We start from the raw sequence: 14,988 nt of genomic DNA on the forward strand, positions 1-14,988 counted from the left end.
AATTTTGGAGCACAGCGGAAATTTGTCCGCCAGCAGCGCCTTGTTAAGCATTTTTAAGCTCTGATATTCTCTCAATTAATTCACTTTCCAATGCTGCTATTTTTTCTGCATCAAGATGTGAGGAAAATAGTTCTCTAGTGCGAGACTCACTACGATGAAGCATCATTCGCACTTCCTTCTCTAATCTTCTCATTTTATCTCGATCACCTAGATCGCCTAACCTTTCAATTCGTGCAAAGAAACCAGACCACCTTTCATTCTCAGATAACGAGTCTAGATCTAAAAAGTGAATGAGCGACTTAACAAGAATATGTGGATTGTCACCAAGATTCTGAATAAAGCGCTCTACCAATTTAGGAGGAGCAAATTCGTCTTCCTCGACAATAAATAAGCAGTTTTTGTTTAAGCGAGATATGTTCTCAATGAGCTTTTTAGACCCAAATCCTCCCATAGAAATAACGCTTACCTTTTCAAAAGGAAGCCTATCTTTAATCAGAGAAACAACATGATCAAAGAATACTTCATCTTGCTTTCCTTCTACTAGTATGACTAATTCATTTTCTTTTCCTTGGGATGGCTCTCTCTTTTTCTTTGTAATGCTTGATTCTATCTGTTTATAGTAAGAGTTTATTCCGTTAATCTTGACAGCACGCTTAAATAATGGCAGCCAGGAATTTTTGCTACCCCAAATAATCGGGAGAGAAATATTTGGGGTATTGTAGTAAAACGCTATGAGAGCTCCGATGCCGCCATACCCAAGTGGAGACTTATTTGTTACCTTTCCATAGTATTCCAGTCGACTTTTTACATCCTGGCGCTCTTCGTGCGGAATACCTTCATAAAATGGCGAATCCAGGCAATTTACGGTATCTAATTCTGAGTACTCAAATGCACTAAATACATGAGCTTTCGTGTTTGAAGATATTGCTTTAATACCATCTTGCATGCCAACAGCCGTTAGCAAAAAGATATTTTTAACACCCAAAGGTGTTACTGTTTGAGTTAAAGACTTTATTTCATCAGTTGCCTGCTTTCCTGTACCCACTATATCATCCACAAGAACGATATTGTCGATCATTCCGGCCTCTAGAAAATTCATAGATTCATCATCCATAAAATTATCTTCTGACAGCTCATTGATGATTCTAAAATTGTACCCAATCATCGCTCCACTTTTTGCGCCATCACCTATGCCAGCAAAAAGTGTATTCCGACTTGTTATTTTGGTTCCTTTATCGACAGCCATTCTTTCCAACTTACTATAAGCAATAGTTAGTGCCGTATTTAAGTCTTCAAACCCGATTACATTGAGGTTTTTAATAACTCTAACGCCTAAGTCGATATCTTCATTGTCAAACTGCATAAGCCAATTTAGAACTTGCGTCAGATCTTTTTCAACTGGCCAGCATTCGACGATTTTAGAGACTTCATCAATCCTTTGGGAAAGAGCTATTGGATACTTCACAATTATTAGATTCCTTTTACTTAATTGCTTAACGCTTGGCTTTGCGGCGTGTCGGAGCGCAGCGTAGGCACGTCCGACAACAGCCACTTGTTATGTTCTCAGTTGCTTGAAATACCATTCGGCTTGGCTCCACTCAAGGTCCTGTTCCATGCGCCAATCAAAAGGCCGAGGATGCCTTTGGTGATCAACTAAGTACTGGAGGTGTTGGTGTGCAATTTCTGGATCGTAAACTCTCCAGACCAGGCGTCGAGTTTTGTTCCAAGTTTCTCTGACAAGGAACAAAGCGTTTCCACCTGCTTTGATTTCTTCGTCTAATTTGTCGCAGAACGGATCGACTATTTCTCTTTCTTCCTCCGACGGCATTCCATTTTCGACTGTTTCATCAAAGTCGATTATCACCGAGAGGTGCCATCCGAAAATCTGTTTGTGCTCGAAGTCACTGAGTGCAGAATTGAGCATCCCAACACACGGCAAGCTGTCCTCTTTCCATTCCATAAGCGTGTAGGACTCATCAGGAAGAACCACACGCACCTCATTTGCTTTAAGAGGCTCTTCCTTTTTTCTACCAAACAACTTCCCTAGCAAATCAATTCTCCTGGAACATAACAGAGTATTAGGCAGCATGCTCGATAACACTCAGACTGTTTTGATTGGATGTTAGCGCTTTAACATTAAGTATCAATAGCTTATATCCAAATTTGATAGCTGCGCACGGTTTTGCTTTCGGGCAAAACAAGCATGTGCATATAACGAGACCTTATCAGTTCTCAGCAATGGAAAATAATACCTTTATTTTCAGCAGTATAAGGTGAGAGGTCCTGAGGAAAGACAGCAACGCCTGTCTCGTTAAAGCCCCGAGATCCACTGCGAAGAGAGATTCCTGCTGTGTGAGTGGTTTGATACTGTGTTTATCAACAGGTATGATCTTCTCATTTGGCGAAGGGGTGCATTATGGGGCTAATCACAAATATCGAAAAATGGGGTATGCCGGCGGCTATTGGGATGGCGACTGAAGGGATCAAGGCCAAATACAATCACGGTGTTGGTGGTGGCGGCTTCGGTGCTGCTGACATGGAGATCGCATCAAGAATAGACGGTGCGAAAGTCTTAGCCGTTATCGATGAGATTGAGAAAGTATCCCCTCATCTGGCTGACTGGAGTCTGTTTGCTTACTCATCTCCCTATTGGAACGCTCAGGAAAATCGACAGCGCTTGTTCAGCCACCTGCTTCATGACTGGGCAATGAAGTTAGCCGGGCATGGCGTTTTCATTCAGGAACGAACTTTTCGGCGGGTAGAAACATTGGTCCCACTCATTGCTGGTGGCTTGGCGTTGGAACAAACCTCAGGTGCCGATGTAAGGTATCACAACTCAGAGCTGCAATATCAACCCGTGTCGACACGTTCTGCATTGATTGCCGCGCTGGTGGAGTTCGACTGTAAAGAGAAGGATGACTTCTCCGAGTCTTTTTGGAAGAAACGACAACGGTATTATCAGAATCACTGGTCGGTCTGGCAACCGCATGTCGATAGTATTCGGGCTCAGTTAGTCAGCTATGATCAATTAGCCCGGACGATGTTCAAAAAAGCGCTTGAAAATAAAAACGGGGCATATTAGTGTATATATATCTAGTATGGATAAATGTACAGATTCACGATGAACCGCCGACTTGGCGGTTTTTTTATGCCTGAAATTCAGGAAATACAATTCATTGTTTGAGGGGGCACCGTAAGGTGCCTTTTTTGATCATCATGCAAGACGAAATGAAAAGCATGTTTAAGAGAGTCGCTGTGTGGTGGTCAGCTTTTCCTGTCACCGTCAGGGCTGAAGAGATCTCGACCGGCTCGACTCGCTTTTGGGCGGGATGGTCGACGTTTTTTAGTCTGTTCACAGTGCAGGAGTGGGGGGTACTCGTGGGGATTGTGCTTGGCGTTCTGTCGTTTGTGCTGAGTTGGTATTACAAGCATAAGAACCATGAGTTACTGAAACATTCAATGGAGCGGGAGCGCCGCGTGGTGAATGAAGTGGAGCAGCCATGAGCGAAGTAAAAACTTTAGCCAGATTAACCCTGATCACGAAATCCATCCCGGGTGTCGGCACGTTCGGAGAGTTGCTTTCGAACGGGGAAGTGATTTGCAAGACAGTCGAACGGGAATGGTTGAGCAACCGAAAAAATAAAAGCTGTGTGCCACCTGGGGTGTACCGGGTGAAGCCGAATCATTCGCCGAGGTTTGGTGAAGGGTTTGTCCTGGAGAACCCAGACCTGGGCGTGACGGTGAAAGGGCCGTCTCAACGAACCCACTGCCTGATCCATGCGGCGAACTTCCCGGAGGAAGTTGAAGGCTGCATTGCGCCCGGCACTGAATTTCACCCGGCGCGATGGGGCGTATTAAACAGCCGTATCGCCTTTGGTCGACTGATGGAGCGGTTTGCCGGCCAGGAGTGGGAGCTCGAAATCATCCGTCATTAAGCGGTAAGAATTTGCGGCCGGGGGAAATCAATGATGGCAGGAGTCCAGCCCCGACAGCCGCACCTATCCAAAGTGTTATGGCCCACTTGAATTGGCCAGATAAGCAAAGGAGATGTAGTGAGTGAAGGTGTTTAAGAAAATGCTCGTCGCTATGGCCGCCGTTGTCGGGATGTTGTGTGTGGCACTGCCGGTCTCAGCCAGTGAGGCAGCAATGTCGGCAGAATCGTCCCCGGCGTGGTTAGGGGGCGCGGTTGCGTTCCTCGGGGTTTTAACTGGCCTGATCGCTCAGGTGGATGCCCACGTTCCGGAAGAGTTAAAGCGGCGTTGGCCCTGGTGGTTTGCTGTGGGATGGAATTATCTCGCCGGGAACTATAAGCACTCGAAGAACGCGGGGATGTAGATGGGAGCGACAGCGCTTAAATTGTTGGTGCTGATGCTGGAGCTGTTCACGCAAGTGAAACGAAGGGATGCCTATGAAGAGCGTCAAGAGCGGTTGTCTCAGGCCAAAGCTGATCCTGCTGGCTATTTGCGTCAGTTTGGTCGGGTGCGTGTCAACCCCGACAACCCCAGCGCCCCCGTGCGTGGCGACCCAGCCGGTACTGAACCAGACGATTCATGACACAAAAGAGGAGGTGTTTATCGTGCCAACGAGTGAGATGGCACAGATAACCACCTATATCGAGCAGCTGCGCCAATGTGTAGAGCCGCCTTAGGGTGGTTGCTGTTCTGTGATAGAGCCCGGTGAACCACCGGGCTTTTTGTTGATGGGTATGGGGTGAGACCGAGGTCCCACCCTATACCCATGAGCAAAAGACTTCATTACATAGAGGAGAGCTGATATGACCTATTAACTCCCAAGCAGGCGGGTAACGAAGCACGGATCAGGCGTGAGTATCGTTACGGAAACCAATCACCATCGTCCCTCTTTCTTGAATTCCAGTAGGATTGAGAGGTTACGACCTGAGGTCAGACAGATGAGAACAGCAGCCGGTTGGTGACGCTTCTGGATTACAGGCTGTGTTCGACATGGTGAGATTGCGGTCGCACACTGCGATGGTAAGCGGGTCCTTTGGGCGATCCGGTGTTACCACGGGGGCTGGACCTCGCAGAAAAGCCCTCGTTAAAAATTTTTTTTGATTTTGGAGGTTTCCGGTTTCCGGTTTTTAACCATGAATGAGCAGCATATTCAATCCCGACAAAAAGTTTACTCAGTCGGATATTGCCAGGCTCCTTGGAATTAGCGAAAGACAGGTCAGAAACCTTATGAGTCAAGGGATCTTGCCTGCTGCCAAGGGGCGGAACGGCATGGATCCTCTGGCGTGTAATCACGCCTACATCAGTTACAAATCACAAGCCAAACAGGCCGAATCAAAACCGGAAACGCCGGCAGAAAACCCGGAAGAAGATCTGGAACTGGAGAAGAAGCGGCTGGCGAATGAAGACAAGCGCGAAACGATCGCCATGAAGCGGGCAAAGCGGGTGCTGTTTGAAAAGTCATATGGCCCGCTACAGATCATCGTCGATACCTTGCAGCAAGTCAGTTCGAGGTTAACGTCTCGCCTGGATGGCCTGCTCCCCAAAATGAAAAAAGTATGGCCGGACATGCCGCCTGAGGCGGTTGAGGTTTTAGAGGCGGAAATTGCCGCTGCGTCAAATGAGTGTGCGGATGTTCGACCAGATTTCTCAGATTACATGGACGGCGATCCATTCGGCGGTCCAGCGTGGCTTGTCGGGGATGAAGCGGACACCACCAGTGAGTGGAACTGAGTGGGCGAATGAACACTATCGCCTGGCCGCCGGATCCTCTCAGGATGAAGGGGCCTGGGTAACGCTGCCATTTCAGGTCGCGATTCTGAACATGATGTGTAACCGGTCGATTCGCCGGTTAGCTTTCCAGAAATCAGCGCGGATCGGTTGGTCGAAAATGTTGGTGGCAGCCGTTACCTGCATGCTGCACCAGTTCAAAACCAACACGGTGATTTATCAACCCACGGACGATGATGCCAAAGGGTTCTGCATTGATGAAATAGACGGGGCCTGGGAAGAAATGCCTGTCATGCGGCGGATATTCCCGTTCCTGTTTGCCCGGGACCAAAACAACACCACCAAAAAGAAAGTCGGTCTCGGTTGGATCCTCGATATTTTGGGCGCCGCCACACCGAAGAACATGCGGCGGATCACCAAGGCGGCCTTATTTGGCGATGAGGTCGATGGCTGGGACTGGGAGCTGGGCAAAGAAGGGGACCCGATTTCTCTGGCTCGCACCCGCCTTGAAGGTGCCGCGTTCCCGATGGAGCGCTGGGGAACGACGCCGACCAATGCCGGTGAATCCCATATCGAAAAACTGATGAAAGAGATGGAGCTGACCTTTCGGTTCTATCTCCCTTGTCCTCACCCTCAGTGTGGCCACGAACAGGTGCTCGAGTGGGGCAGCGCCGAAACCAAGCATGGTTTCAAATGGGACAATGACCAACCGTCCATCGAGAAAAAAGCCCGGACCGCACATTACCGGTGCATCGGGTGTGAACAGCCAATCTACTATCGCGATTTGCTGAAAATGGAGAAGGCCGGCCGCTGGATGGCTGAGGACTTCACCTGGACCAAAGATGGGATCCATTTTTTCGATGGGGATGACAACCCGGTGGGTACGCCGGTTAGCGTCGGGATCCACTGCTGGGCCGCTTACAACACCACGATGACCGATGGTTGGGTCGGCCTGGTTCGGGAGTACCTGCATAAAAGAAAGGACCCGGCCAAACTCAAGACGTTTATCAACCTGATCCTCGGTGAACTGTGGGAAGGGGAAAACGGCGACAAGCTTGATTGGGAGCAGCTCAAGGCCCGGCGTGAGATTTGGTGGTCCGGCGAGCGAAGAAGTAACCCGGTGCCTGATCGAGCCGTTGCCCTGACGGGTGGTATCGATACCCAGGATGATCGGGTGGAGCTGTTTGTCTGGGCCTGGGGTGCAGGTGAAGAGTGCTGGCTGGTTGCACATATTGTCCGGCTTGGCGACCTCTCAAGCCAGGTGCTGAAAGACACCATCGGCAAGGACTTAAACAAGACCTACAAAAAGTGCAACGGTGACGAAATGGACGTCCAGCTTTGGTGCTGGGATGCCATGGGTCACAAGACCGATGATGTATACGAAATGAGCCGAACCCATGGGGTGCTCAGGGTGATCCCAATCCAGGGCGAAAACCAGTACGGCAAGCCGATCCAAAACTTCCCGCGTAAGAAAAACAGCAAAAAAGTGTACCTGACCCGCCTCGGTACCGACGGTATCAAGCAACGCCTATACAGCCGATTGTGCCTGACACCCAAAGGCAACGAGCCGGTGCCGGGATGCGTTCACTTTCCGCTGGATGATGAGATAGCCGGCGATGAGTTTTTCAAGCAGTTGTGCTCGGCCAATAAAAAGCTGGAGCACAACAAGTCCGGTCGTCAGGTCTGGCGCTGGATAAAGCAATATCACCCATTTGATGAAGCGCTCGATGGCTGGAACTACGCCTATGCGGCGCTCAATATCCTGATTCAAAAATTCGGCCTGGAGCTCAATGAGCCAGCGCCGGTGCAAGCGCAACAATCCTCCGGCCCCAGCATCGCTGAACTGGCCGCCCGACTGAAAGGTGGATGATGAATTTACAAGAAAGACTGAGTGAAGCGGAGCACGCTTACCACCAGATCCAGACCGGTACCATGGCGGTATCCATCCAGAAAGGGGACCGCCGGGTAGAGTACAACCGGGCGAACGTGCATGAGTTGCGCGCCTATATTGACGATCTCAAGTCGCAGTTAGGCATCACTAATGTTCGGCGCCGCCGTCCTGCAGGAGTCGGATTCTGATGAATAACACCGGACTGTTGGCCGCAGATGGTCAGACACCATTAAGAGAGGCGGTGTTCAGAGCTGGCGGTTCAGGGTTTGGTGGCCAGATGCGAGACTGGCATCCGCCGTCAAAATCGGTGGATGCCGCCTTGCTGCCTGTCATGAAGCAGGCCAATGCTCGAACCGATGATGTGATCCGCAATAACGGCATTGCTGCGAACGGTATCCAGCTGCACAAAGACCACATTATCGGCTCTGAATTTCGCCTTAGTTATAAACCGAACTGGCTGCTGCTCGGCATCAAACCGGACAAGGGGTTTGTCCGGGAAGTTGAGGCGATATTTCGCGATATTGCCGAAGACCCGAATTGTTTTATTGATGCCGAAGGGCGTCGAACATTCACCATGATGATGCGCGAGTCGACTGAGACTCATGCCTCTTCTGGTGAAATTATGGCGAAACCGGAGTGGATTGACCGGAATCATTCGCCGTTTTCAACCTGTATCCGCATGGTCTCTCCCCGGAAGGTGAACAATCCTCACTACGCCATGGATAAGCCGGAACGGCGTGGCGGGATGGATTTCAATCGCCACGGTGAAGCGGTGGCATTTCATATTGAAGAAGGGGCGGATAATTTCGGGGTGCCGAAGCAGTGGCGCCGGATCCCGAAATACACCAAGTCAGGTCGCCTCGGATTCATTCATGTTTTCGAGCCGTCTGAAGGCGGCCAGTGTCGTGGTGTGAACCGGTTCATGTCGAGTCTGGAGCAGTTGAAAATGCTCGACACCCTGCAAAACACTACCTTACAGCGCGCGGTGGTCAACGCCATGTATGCCGCCAGCATCGAGTCTGAATTGGGAACTGATCAGGCCATGGAGTTTATGTTCGGTGCATCCAAGCAGGACGGTGCCATCGGGAAGATGCTGATGGCATACGGGGATTACTACGCCTCCAATGAAGTGAAGTTCAATGGGGTGAAACTGCCTCACCTGATGCCAGGGGACAAGATTAACCTGCACAGTGCCGGCAACGCGGACAACGGGTTCGCTGCGTTGGAGCAGTCGATCATCCGCTACATTGCGGCCGGGATCGGGGTTGACTATGCCCAGTTATCGAAAAATTACGCGCAAATGTCTTACAGCACGATCCGTGCTGCCCACAACGATTCCTGGCGCTATTTCATGGGGCGCCGAAAAATTATTGCCAATCGGTTCGCCAGCCAAATCTTCACCCTGTTGTTCGAAGAAATGCTGCTTCGCCGGTACATCACGCTGCCGAGCAAAGCGCGGTTTGGTTTCTATGATCGTCGTCATGCCTGGACCAAATGCGACTGGATTGGCTCAGGGCGCCTGGCCATTGATGGCCTGAAAGAGGTCAAGGAAGCAATTCTTCGGATTGAAGGCGGGCTTTCGACCTACGAGAAAGAGCTGGCGTTGCTGGGTGAGGATTACCAGGAAACGTTCGAGCAGCAGGTGGCGGAAATGGAAGAGCGCAAGTCGCAAGGTCTGCCGCCCCCAAGCTGGGTGAAATTGCAGGCGCTTGCGCCGGACAACCCAAACGAGAGCCCAAATGAATAGCTTACAACATCTGATCAGCAACACCTTTAACCGGCCGCTGGCGCTGGAAGCGGGGTATGCCCGGGTCTTCTTCTCGGCATTGAGTCAGCGCCTGGGCAACGTGGTGCAACTGACGGATACCGACGGGGTTGTGTTGCGAGAGCAGGAGATGGAAAAAGTCGCTTCAGGCTTTAGTCGCGGCCGTGCCAGCAATCGCAGTTACCAGGTGGTGAATGGCATTGCGGTGATCCCGATTGATGGCTCCCTGGTGCATAAATACGGCCACGTAAAGCCGTATTCAGGCATGACCGGCTATGACGGCATTATGTACCGTCTCACCGAAGCGGTGAGTGATCCGGAGGTTAAAGCCATCATGCTGGACATGAACACGCCCGGTGGCATGGTCGCCGGGTGTTTTGATCTGGCGGACAAAATAGCGGAGCTTCGCAAAGTTAAACCGATTTGGTCTCTGGGCTACGACATGCACTGCAGCGCGGGCCAGATGATCGCCAGCGCATGTACTCGCCGGCTGATCACGCAGACCGGCATTGCCGGGTCGGTCGGGGTCATCATGGCCCACACCAATCTTGAAAAGATGCTCAATCAGCAAGGGGTGGAAATCACCCTGGTCACCGCCGGTGACCATAAAGCCGATGGCAACCCTTACCAGTCACTCCCCAAAGAAGTGCGGGAAAAATGGCAAAGCGAAGCGGAATCAACCCGTCAGATGTTTGCCGGCAAGGCCGCGCAATACATGGGCATTGATGTGAAAAAAGTATTGGCGACCGAAGCGCAGGTTTATGAAGGCCAGGCGGCGGTCGACGTGGGCTTCGCGGATGAAGTCGTGAACGGTCTGGATGCGATTCAGCTGATGGCCGAATCTTTCAACAAGCAATCAAGCAAATTTGATATGGGAGCCGCAATGACGGACAAAAATGCAACGAAACCAGCCGCAGCTGCAAAGCCACAAGTGGCTGCTGCCCCTCAACCGGCTGCGGAAACTGAACCGACTCAGGAAGATCTGAATCCGTCGCCAGAGCCTCAGGCGTCAGCACCGGAAAGCGACCCCGATCCCGCGACACAGGAGCGTGAACGCTGCATGGGGATCCTGGGCCTTGAAGAAAGCAAAGGCCGTGAAGCGCTGGCGCACCAGTTGGCCAACAACCCGAAGATTTCGGTTGAAGATGCCAAAGCCTTTCTATCGGCGGCGCCGGTGAGCGCCGTGAGCCAGAACGATGCGGCTTTGCAAACTTTGTCAGCCGAACATGGGGACCCGTTGGGGCAGGATGTCAGCTCCGGTGATGTGACCGATGAACAGCAAAATATCAATGCGCTCGCCGCCTCATACACCCGTATCGACTAAGGATAACTTCAATGAGCGAAGTAACAGAATATGTTCCAGATGATTATTTGATTGGTACTCCCGTCACCACCCGCGCCACGATCAAGACCGGCGAAACTTTCCCGGCACGAACGCCGTTGATGTTCGATGCCACGGATACCGCCGCATTGGTGAAGTGGGACGGTACACCAGGTAAGGCGGTGGCCATGTCGGCCCGCAATGTGACAGACACAGGTTCGGATCAACTTTCGACGATTTATACCCAAGGGGGATTCCGGATTGGTTTTGTGAACTGGCCGGATACTGTCATCACCGAAAAAGCTAAACGCGCAGCATTCCTGGGGAGTGCTGTGTACGTCGACGACGAATACTAAGTCGTTTCCCTCCGATTTTAGAAAGAGCTAACTATGCCTGATAATTTCACTACACGTGAACTGCTGGGTGCGATTACGCAAGCCGGTATTCGTCGTGACAACTTTTTCATGCGCTTCTTTTTCCGTGAGTCATACACCTTTAAAACGGAAAAAGTCGACCTGGATATGATCCCGAACAAGACCAAGATTGCAGCCTATTGCTCGCCGATGATTGGTGCGGCACCGGATCGCAATCAGGGTTTCAAAACCTCAACCTTCAAGCCTGCCTACGTGAAATCCAAGCACATTGTCAGCGCGAACCAGAGCATCAAACGACGCCCGGGTGAGCCCGTGCGGGGCACCATGTCTGCGGGTGAACGATTGAATGCCATCGTGATGCAGAATATGGACATCGAAGAGCAGGCGGTGCGCGACCGTGAAGAGCTGATGTGTGCAGAAATGGTGTATGACGGTAAAACAATCATTGATAGCCCATTCATCGAAGAGCCTTATGAGATCGATGCCGGGCGTAACCCGGATAACAACATCACCCTGTTGTCTGGGGCGATGTGGGCTAATCAGGACCGGAAGACCTACAACATCGTCGCCGATATTGAAAAATGGGCTGCCCAGTCCGAAGGGTTGACCAACACCATTATCGCTGATCCGAAAACATGGGCGCTGATGTGTGAGTTCGACAAGTTCAATGACAAGCTTGAAACCCGCCGAGGCTCCAAATCTCAGCTGGAAACCGCCCTGAAAGATCTGGGTGCAACTGTCAGCATCAAAGGCAACCTGGGTGATGTGACCATCATTATGGTTGACGAAGAGTACATCGACCGCGATGGCAGCACTAAAAAAGTCCAGCGTGACTTCCACTTGATCCTGGCGCATACCGCGGTTCGTGGTGCTCGCTTGTATGGTCAAATCCAGGATCTGGCTGCCCAGACTGAGGGCTTTGACGAGGCAGAGCGCTACGTCAAGGACTGGACCGAAGGCGGGGATCCGGCAGTGCGTCAGACTAAGACGGAATCGGCGCCGGCGATGTATCTGATTGATGTCAACAAAGTGGTGGTTGTGAAGGTGGGCTAACCCCCTTTTTCAGCTGAGATAAACAGGATGGGGCCTTGTGCCCCATTTTTGATGGGATCAACAAAATGAGCCGTAAAGACAATCTGAAAAAACGCATTGATGCGCTGTGCCAGGAGTTGGGAATTACAGACGCGCCTTACCGTGACACGTCCACGGAGGCCCAGCTCAATACCATGATTGATGAGCTGGAAGCCAAGCTGCCCGGTGAGGATGAATCGGATGATGAAATCACTCAAGACGAAGAAGCAGGCCCCGAAACGCAAACATCTGACATTGAGGATCATGCCGGTGGTGAAGGCAATGAAGCCGCGGACCCGGTTCAGGATCAGACAGAAGTCCTTGTCGGTGTCGGTGATTTGCCGCCTGGCGAGTCGTTAAACGACGAGCGAGTGCCTCAGGCCAAGGTCAATGATGAAGGACTGATTCAGGTTAAAGTGCTGAGCTCGTTTCAGTGCCAAGTCGGCGACCATCCGAAGTTGCTGAAAGTCGGTGAAGAGCCGTATCTGGATGAAGACACAGCGATGGAAGCGGTTGAAGCCGGAGTCGCGGCAATCATCGCGACCCTGTAAGGGGGCGGAATGTTCGACAATCGATTTGACCAAGCGATGGAAAAAGCCGACCAGACGATCTGGTTGGCTTTTTCGATTCAGGTGCGGGTGAACGGCGGCGACTCGGTTTCTGCTATTTATGACGAAACCCCGAATGAGTTTGATTCGATGTCTGGGGTGATCCGGAAGCTGTCGTTCCTGGCGTCCTCTGGTGTCAAGGTTCGTCAAGGGGATGTGATTGAGTTTGTCAAAACGGGTAAACAGGCCACGGTCACTTCAGGACCTTACGCAGACGGCGGGAATATTGTGGTGAATCTATGAACCAGATTGATCGACAGTTGGCCCAGGCGGTGAAAAATCTGGCTTCCTTGCAAGGGTCGGCTGTGCCGAAAGCCAGCGCGATGGCGATTAACCGGGTGGCAACTCGGGCGATATCCCGGTCAGTGAAGGATACCGCGAAAGCAGTTCGGATTAAGCAGAAAGTGATCCGACCCCGGGCAACAATTAAAAAAGCCAGTAGTAAGATGCCGGTGGCTTATGTGCGGGTACGCCGGTTCGATGTGCCGGCGATTTCGATTGATACCGCCAGAACCCAAATCAGGCGGAGACAAGGCCGGATGCAGGTCAGCGGCGTTAGCCGAAACAGCCGGGGTCGGTTCAGCCAGCGTCAGCACTCAGGCAATACCGCGATCGTGGTTGGCCGTCATAAATTTCCGAATGCATTTTTACAGCGGCTGAAAAACGGGCGTTGGCACATTATGCAGCGAACATCAGACAGCCGTTATCCAATTCAGGTATGCAAGGTGCCTATCGTCAATGAAATCACCCGCGCTTTCAAACAGCACAGCAAAAAACTGATGAAAACTGATATGCCAAAGGAGCTGTCCAGTGCGATGGGACAGCAAATTCGGCTGATTGTTCGGAGGGAAGCTGGACGTGGAAATTAATCGAGCAATTCGGGAGCAGGTCATCCAAGACCTTCAACTTGCGGAGAAATACAGCCAAAACATACCGATAACAAGGTGGTTTCGGGGTTTGCCTGGTGTGGTCAATGTGGAGAGTGAGCTCCCGGCGATCGCGGTGGCCGTGACCGAAGGAGAAGTGGCTGCGGGTAATTTTTCAGCTCAGAGCTGGACCGGAATTTTAACGGTTCGAATTTTTGTCAAAGGTGATGTTGACATAGATTCGACACTGGACAGTTACGGCGAGATGGTGCGGGAAAAGCTGGATATTCATTACACGGCAAACCGTTTGCTGACCAACTTTAATCGCCACTCTTTTCAATATGCCCGGGATGAACAATCGCCGTGGGGAACACTGGATTTGAACTTTACGATTGAATACACCGAAGAGGTTAGCGAATGACAGGATTAACGGAAGCAACCAAGGGCGCAGGAACGACGTTTTGGCGTTTGGCAGACAATGCATCAATTGAAACATTGGGTGATTTTCATGATGACGTGAAGTGGCTGAAATTGGCCGGCATTAAAGATTACCAGCCTGGTGAAATTACGGTTGCCGATGATGTTGATGATTATCTGGACGATGACGAAACGGATTGGGAAAAAACCAAACCGGGTAAAAAGTCTGGCGGTGAACACCAATTGACGCTGGCCTGGAAACCGGGTGATCCCGCACAGCAGCAGCTTGATAAAGATGTGGATGCAGGCGTCACGACCTGGTACCGCACAAAGTATCCGAATGGTGGGCTGCATTTGTTTTACGGCTACATAAACAGCTTGGGCCAAGCGGTGCCGCAGAACGAGCATATGACCCGAACCGTGAAGTTTAAAAATGTTGGCAAGCCGAAAACCGCGGAAGCGATCCTGGCATCAGCCGGTGATTAAGTAAGGGAAAACGATGTCCTTTTTAGAAACTTACACACATCAATTGAACGGCCAAGTACTGTTGCTGACGGAGTTGTCCGGACTTGATCGATTTAGCCACATTGAATATTGCGGCGATTTGCAGGTTCAGGCGCCCGAAAAACCGGAAGATGTTGCTGATGACGCCAGTTTAGTCGAGCGGGAAAAGTATTTACTGGAATTGACCCAGTGGAAAAATGCGTGGGATCGGCTGGCTTTTGAGTCCCAGGTCAGCCTGGTGGCTTATGGCTTGCGTGATGATGAGCGATTACAAAATCTGGAATCAGTCGAGTTACGCCGTGATTGGGTATGGAATAACCTATCACCGAAGGCGGTGACGGAAATTCATAACAAGGTTGCGGAAATGTCCGGGATGGTGATTGAAGTTGCTGAAGAATCTGATGCTGCCGACTTAAGGGCTGAGGAACCGATCGACCCAAAAGGATAATTGAGGCCGAGCGAGATTTTGCAG

At 51.1% G+C, this 14,988-nt stretch carries 20 protein-coding genes; 18 read left to right on the plus strand and 2 right to left on the minus strand.

Going from position 1 to position 14,988, the window contains the following annotated elements; genetic code table 11:
• Positions 1–43 precede the first annotated feature (43 nt).
• Together VV869_RS23725 and VV869_RS23730 are read right to left on the minus strand one after the other, a co-directional pair.
• Positions 44–1,465, minus strand: a complete 1,422-nt coding sequence (locus VV869_RS23725) for a phosphoribosyltransferase-like protein (protein ID WP_337737419.1) — start codon at positions 1,463–1,465, stop codon at positions 44–46.
• A gap of 90 nt (positions 1,466–1,555) precedes the next feature.
• Positions 1,556–2,050 carry a DUF695 domain-containing protein gene (locus tag VV869_RS23730; protein ID WP_337737420.1) on the minus strand — a complete coding sequence of 165 codons (495 nt, stop codon included), beginning with the start codon at positions 2,048–2,050 and terminating at the stop codon, positions 1,556–1,558.
• A 366-nt stretch (positions 2,051–2,416) separates the two neighbouring features.
• Between VV869_RS23730 and VV869_RS23735 the strand changes: the two genes are divergently transcribed.
• The 18 genes from VV869_RS23735 to VV869_RS23820 all read left to right on the plus strand — a co-directional run bounded on the left by VV869_RS23735 (position 2,417) and on the right by VV869_RS23820 (position 14,964).
• Positions 2,417–3,082 carry a hypothetical protein gene (locus VV869_RS23735; RefSeq protein WP_337737422.1) on the plus strand — a complete coding sequence of 222 codons (666 nt, stop codon included), beginning with the start codon at positions 2,417–2,419 and terminating at the stop codon, positions 3,080–3,082.
• Between the two features lie 155 nt (positions 3,083–3,237).
• Positions 3,238–3,504: an HP1 family phage holin gene (locus VV869_RS23740; protein WP_337737423.1), complete on the plus strand. Its 267-nt coding sequence runs from the start codon at positions 3,238–3,240 to the stop codon at positions 3,502–3,504.
• Complete coding sequence (locus VV869_RS23745) at positions 3,501–3,935, plus strand: DUF5675 family protein (protein ID WP_337737424.1); 435 nt, start codon at positions 3,501–3,503, stop codon at positions 3,933–3,935. Before VV869_RS23740 ends, VV869_RS23745 begins: the two co-directional genes overlap by 4 nt.
• Before the next feature lie 121 nt (positions 3,936–4,056).
• Entirely contained in the window at positions 4,057–4,335 is a 279-nt protein-coding gene (locus tag VV869_RS23750) for a hypothetical protein (RefSeq protein WP_337737425.1), read from the plus strand.
• Positions 4,336–4,554 carry a hypothetical protein gene (locus VV869_RS23755; RefSeq protein WP_337737426.1) on the plus strand — a complete coding sequence of 73 codons (219 nt, stop codon included), beginning with the start codon at positions 4,336–4,338 and terminating at the stop codon, positions 4,552–4,554.
• Between the two features lie 644 nt (positions 4,555–5,198).
• The gene (locus VV869_RS23760; RefSeq protein ID WP_337737427.1) at positions 5,199–5,702 is read left to right on the plus strand and encodes a hypothetical protein; all 504 of its coding nucleotides are present in this window, start codon (positions 5,199–5,201) and stop codon (positions 5,700–5,702) included.
• On the plus strand, positions 5,689–7,569 hold the full coding sequence (locus VV869_RS23765) for a terminase gpA endonuclease subunit (protein ID WP_337737428.1): 1,881 nt from the start codon (positions 5,689–5,691) through the stop codon (positions 7,567–7,569). Before VV869_RS23760 ends, VV869_RS23765 begins: the two co-directional genes overlap by 14 nt.
• Positions 7,566–7,778, plus strand: coding sequence for a phage head-tail joining protein (locus VV869_RS23770; RefSeq protein WP_337737429.1), 213 nt, complete (start codon positions 7,566–7,568; stop codon positions 7,776–7,778). The genes VV869_RS23765 and VV869_RS23770 overlap by 4 nt, the downstream gene beginning before the upstream one ends.
• Positions 7,778–9,337: a phage portal protein gene (locus tag VV869_RS23775; RefSeq protein WP_337737430.1), complete on the plus strand. Its 1,560-nt coding sequence runs from the start codon at positions 7,778–7,780 to the stop codon at positions 9,335–9,337. The genes VV869_RS23770 and VV869_RS23775 overlap by 1 nt, the downstream gene beginning before the upstream one ends.
• Positions 9,330–10,679: a S49 family peptidase gene (locus VV869_RS23780; protein ID WP_337737431.1), complete on the plus strand. Its 1,350-nt coding sequence runs from the start codon at positions 9,330–9,332 to the stop codon at positions 10,677–10,679. Before VV869_RS23775 ends, VV869_RS23780 begins: the two co-directional genes overlap by 8 nt.
• An 11-nt stretch (positions 10,680–10,690) precedes the next feature.
• A complete protein-coding gene (locus VV869_RS23785; RefSeq protein ID WP_337737432.1) occupies positions 10,691–11,032 on the plus strand; it encodes a head decoration protein in 342 nt (113 codons plus the stop codon).
• 33 nt (positions 11,033–11,065) lie between these two features.
• Positions 11,066–12,103, plus strand: coding sequence for a major capsid protein (locus VV869_RS23790; protein WP_337737433.1), 1,038 nt, complete (start codon positions 11,066–11,068; stop codon positions 12,101–12,103).
• Between the two features lie 65 nt (positions 12,104–12,168).
• Positions 12,169–12,672 carry a hypothetical protein gene (locus VV869_RS23795; RefSeq protein WP_337737434.1) on the plus strand — a complete coding sequence of 168 codons (504 nt, stop codon included), beginning with the start codon at positions 12,169–12,171 and terminating at the stop codon, positions 12,670–12,672.
• 9 nt (positions 12,673–12,681) lie between these two features.
• Entirely contained in the window at positions 12,682–12,972 is a 291-nt protein-coding gene (locus VV869_RS23800) for a head-tail joining protein (RefSeq protein WP_337737435.1), read from the plus strand.
• Positions 12,969–13,598, plus strand: coding sequence for a phage tail protein (locus tag VV869_RS23805; RefSeq protein ID WP_337737436.1), 630 nt, complete (start codon positions 12,969–12,971; stop codon positions 13,596–13,598). The genes VV869_RS23800 and VV869_RS23805 overlap by 4 nt, the downstream gene beginning before the upstream one ends.
• Positions 13,588–14,016 carry a phage tail terminator protein gene (gene gpU / locus VV869_RS23810; protein ID WP_337737437.1) on the plus strand — a complete coding sequence of 143 codons (429 nt, stop codon included), beginning with the start codon at positions 13,588–13,590 and terminating at the stop codon, positions 14,014–14,016. The genes VV869_RS23805 and gpU overlap by 11 nt, the downstream gene beginning before the upstream one ends.
• Positions 14,013–14,498: a phage tail tube protein gene (locus tag VV869_RS23815; RefSeq protein WP_337737438.1), complete on the plus strand. Its 486-nt coding sequence runs from the start codon at positions 14,013–14,015 to the stop codon at positions 14,496–14,498. Before gpU ends, VV869_RS23815 begins: the two co-directional genes overlap by 4 nt.
• A gap of 13 nt (positions 14,499–14,511) precedes the next feature.
• On the plus strand, positions 14,512–14,964 hold the full coding sequence (locus VV869_RS23820) for a hypothetical protein (RefSeq protein WP_337737439.1): 453 nt from the start codon (positions 14,512–14,514) through the stop codon (positions 14,962–14,964).
• Positions 14,965–14,988: the final 24 nt, after the last annotated feature.

The organism is Photobacterium sp. MCCC 1A19761 (assembly GCF_037389125.1).
Lineage (GTDB): Bacteria > Pseudomonadota > Gammaproteobacteria > Enterobacterales > Vibrionaceae > Photobacterium.

Bases quoted from the DNA above. Each gene is read 5' to 3' on its own strand.
- VV869_RS23815 (WP_337737438.1), top strand. From the start codon at position 14,013: ATGACAGGATTAACGGAAGCAACCAAGGGCGCAGGAACGACGTTTTGG.
- VV869_RS23775 (WP_337737430.1), top strand. From the start codon at position 7,778: ATGAATAACACCGGACTGTTGGCCGCAGATGGTCAGACACCATTAAGA.
- VV869_RS23785 (WP_337737432.1), top strand. From the start codon at position 10,691: ATGAGCGAAGTAACAGAATATGTTCCAGATGATTATTTGATTGGTACT.
- VV869_RS23795 (WP_337737434.1), top strand. From the start codon at position 12,169: ATGAGCCGTAAAGACAATCTGAAAAAACGCATTGATGCGCTGTGCCAG.
- VV869_RS23760 (WP_337737427.1), top strand. From the start codon at position 5,199: ATGAGTCAAGGGATCTTGCCTGCTGCCAAGGGGCGGAACGGCATGGAT.
- VV869_RS23735 (WP_337737422.1), top strand. From the start codon at position 2,417: ATGGGGCTAATCACAAATATCGAAAAATGGGGTATGCCGGCGGCTATT.
- VV869_RS23740 (WP_337737423.1), top strand. From the start codon at position 3,238: ATGTTTAAGAGAGTCGCTGTGTGGTGGTCAGCTTTTCCTGTCACCGTC.
- VV869_RS23820 (WP_337737439.1), top strand. From the start codon at position 14,512: ATGTCCTTTTTAGAAACTTACACACATCAATTGAACGGCCAAGTACTG.
- VV869_RS23790 (WP_337737433.1), top strand. From the start codon at position 11,066: ATGCCTGATAATTTCACTACACGTGAACTGCTGGGTGCGATTACGCAA.
- VV869_RS23805 (WP_337737436.1), top strand. From the start codon at position 12,969: ATGAACCAGATTGATCGACAGTTGGCCCAGGCGGTGAAAAATCTGGCT.
- VV869_RS23800 (WP_337737435.1), top strand. From the start codon at position 12,682: ATGTTCGACAATCGATTTGACCAAGCGATGGAAAAAGCCGACCAGACG.
- VV869_RS23780 (WP_337737431.1), top strand. From the start codon at position 9,330: ATGAATAGCTTACAACATCTGATCAGCAACACCTTTAACCGGCCGCTG.
- VV869_RS23755 (WP_337737426.1), top strand. From the start codon at position 4,336: ATGGGAGCGACAGCGCTTAAATTGTTGGTGCTGATGCTGGAGCTGTTC.
- VV869_RS23745 (WP_337737424.1), top strand. From the start codon at position 3,501: ATGAGCGAAGTAAAAACTTTAGCCAGATTAACCCTGATCACGAAATCC.
- VV869_RS23770 (WP_337737429.1), top strand. From the start codon at position 7,566: ATGATGAATTTACAAGAAAGACTGAGTGAAGCGGAGCACGCTTACCAC.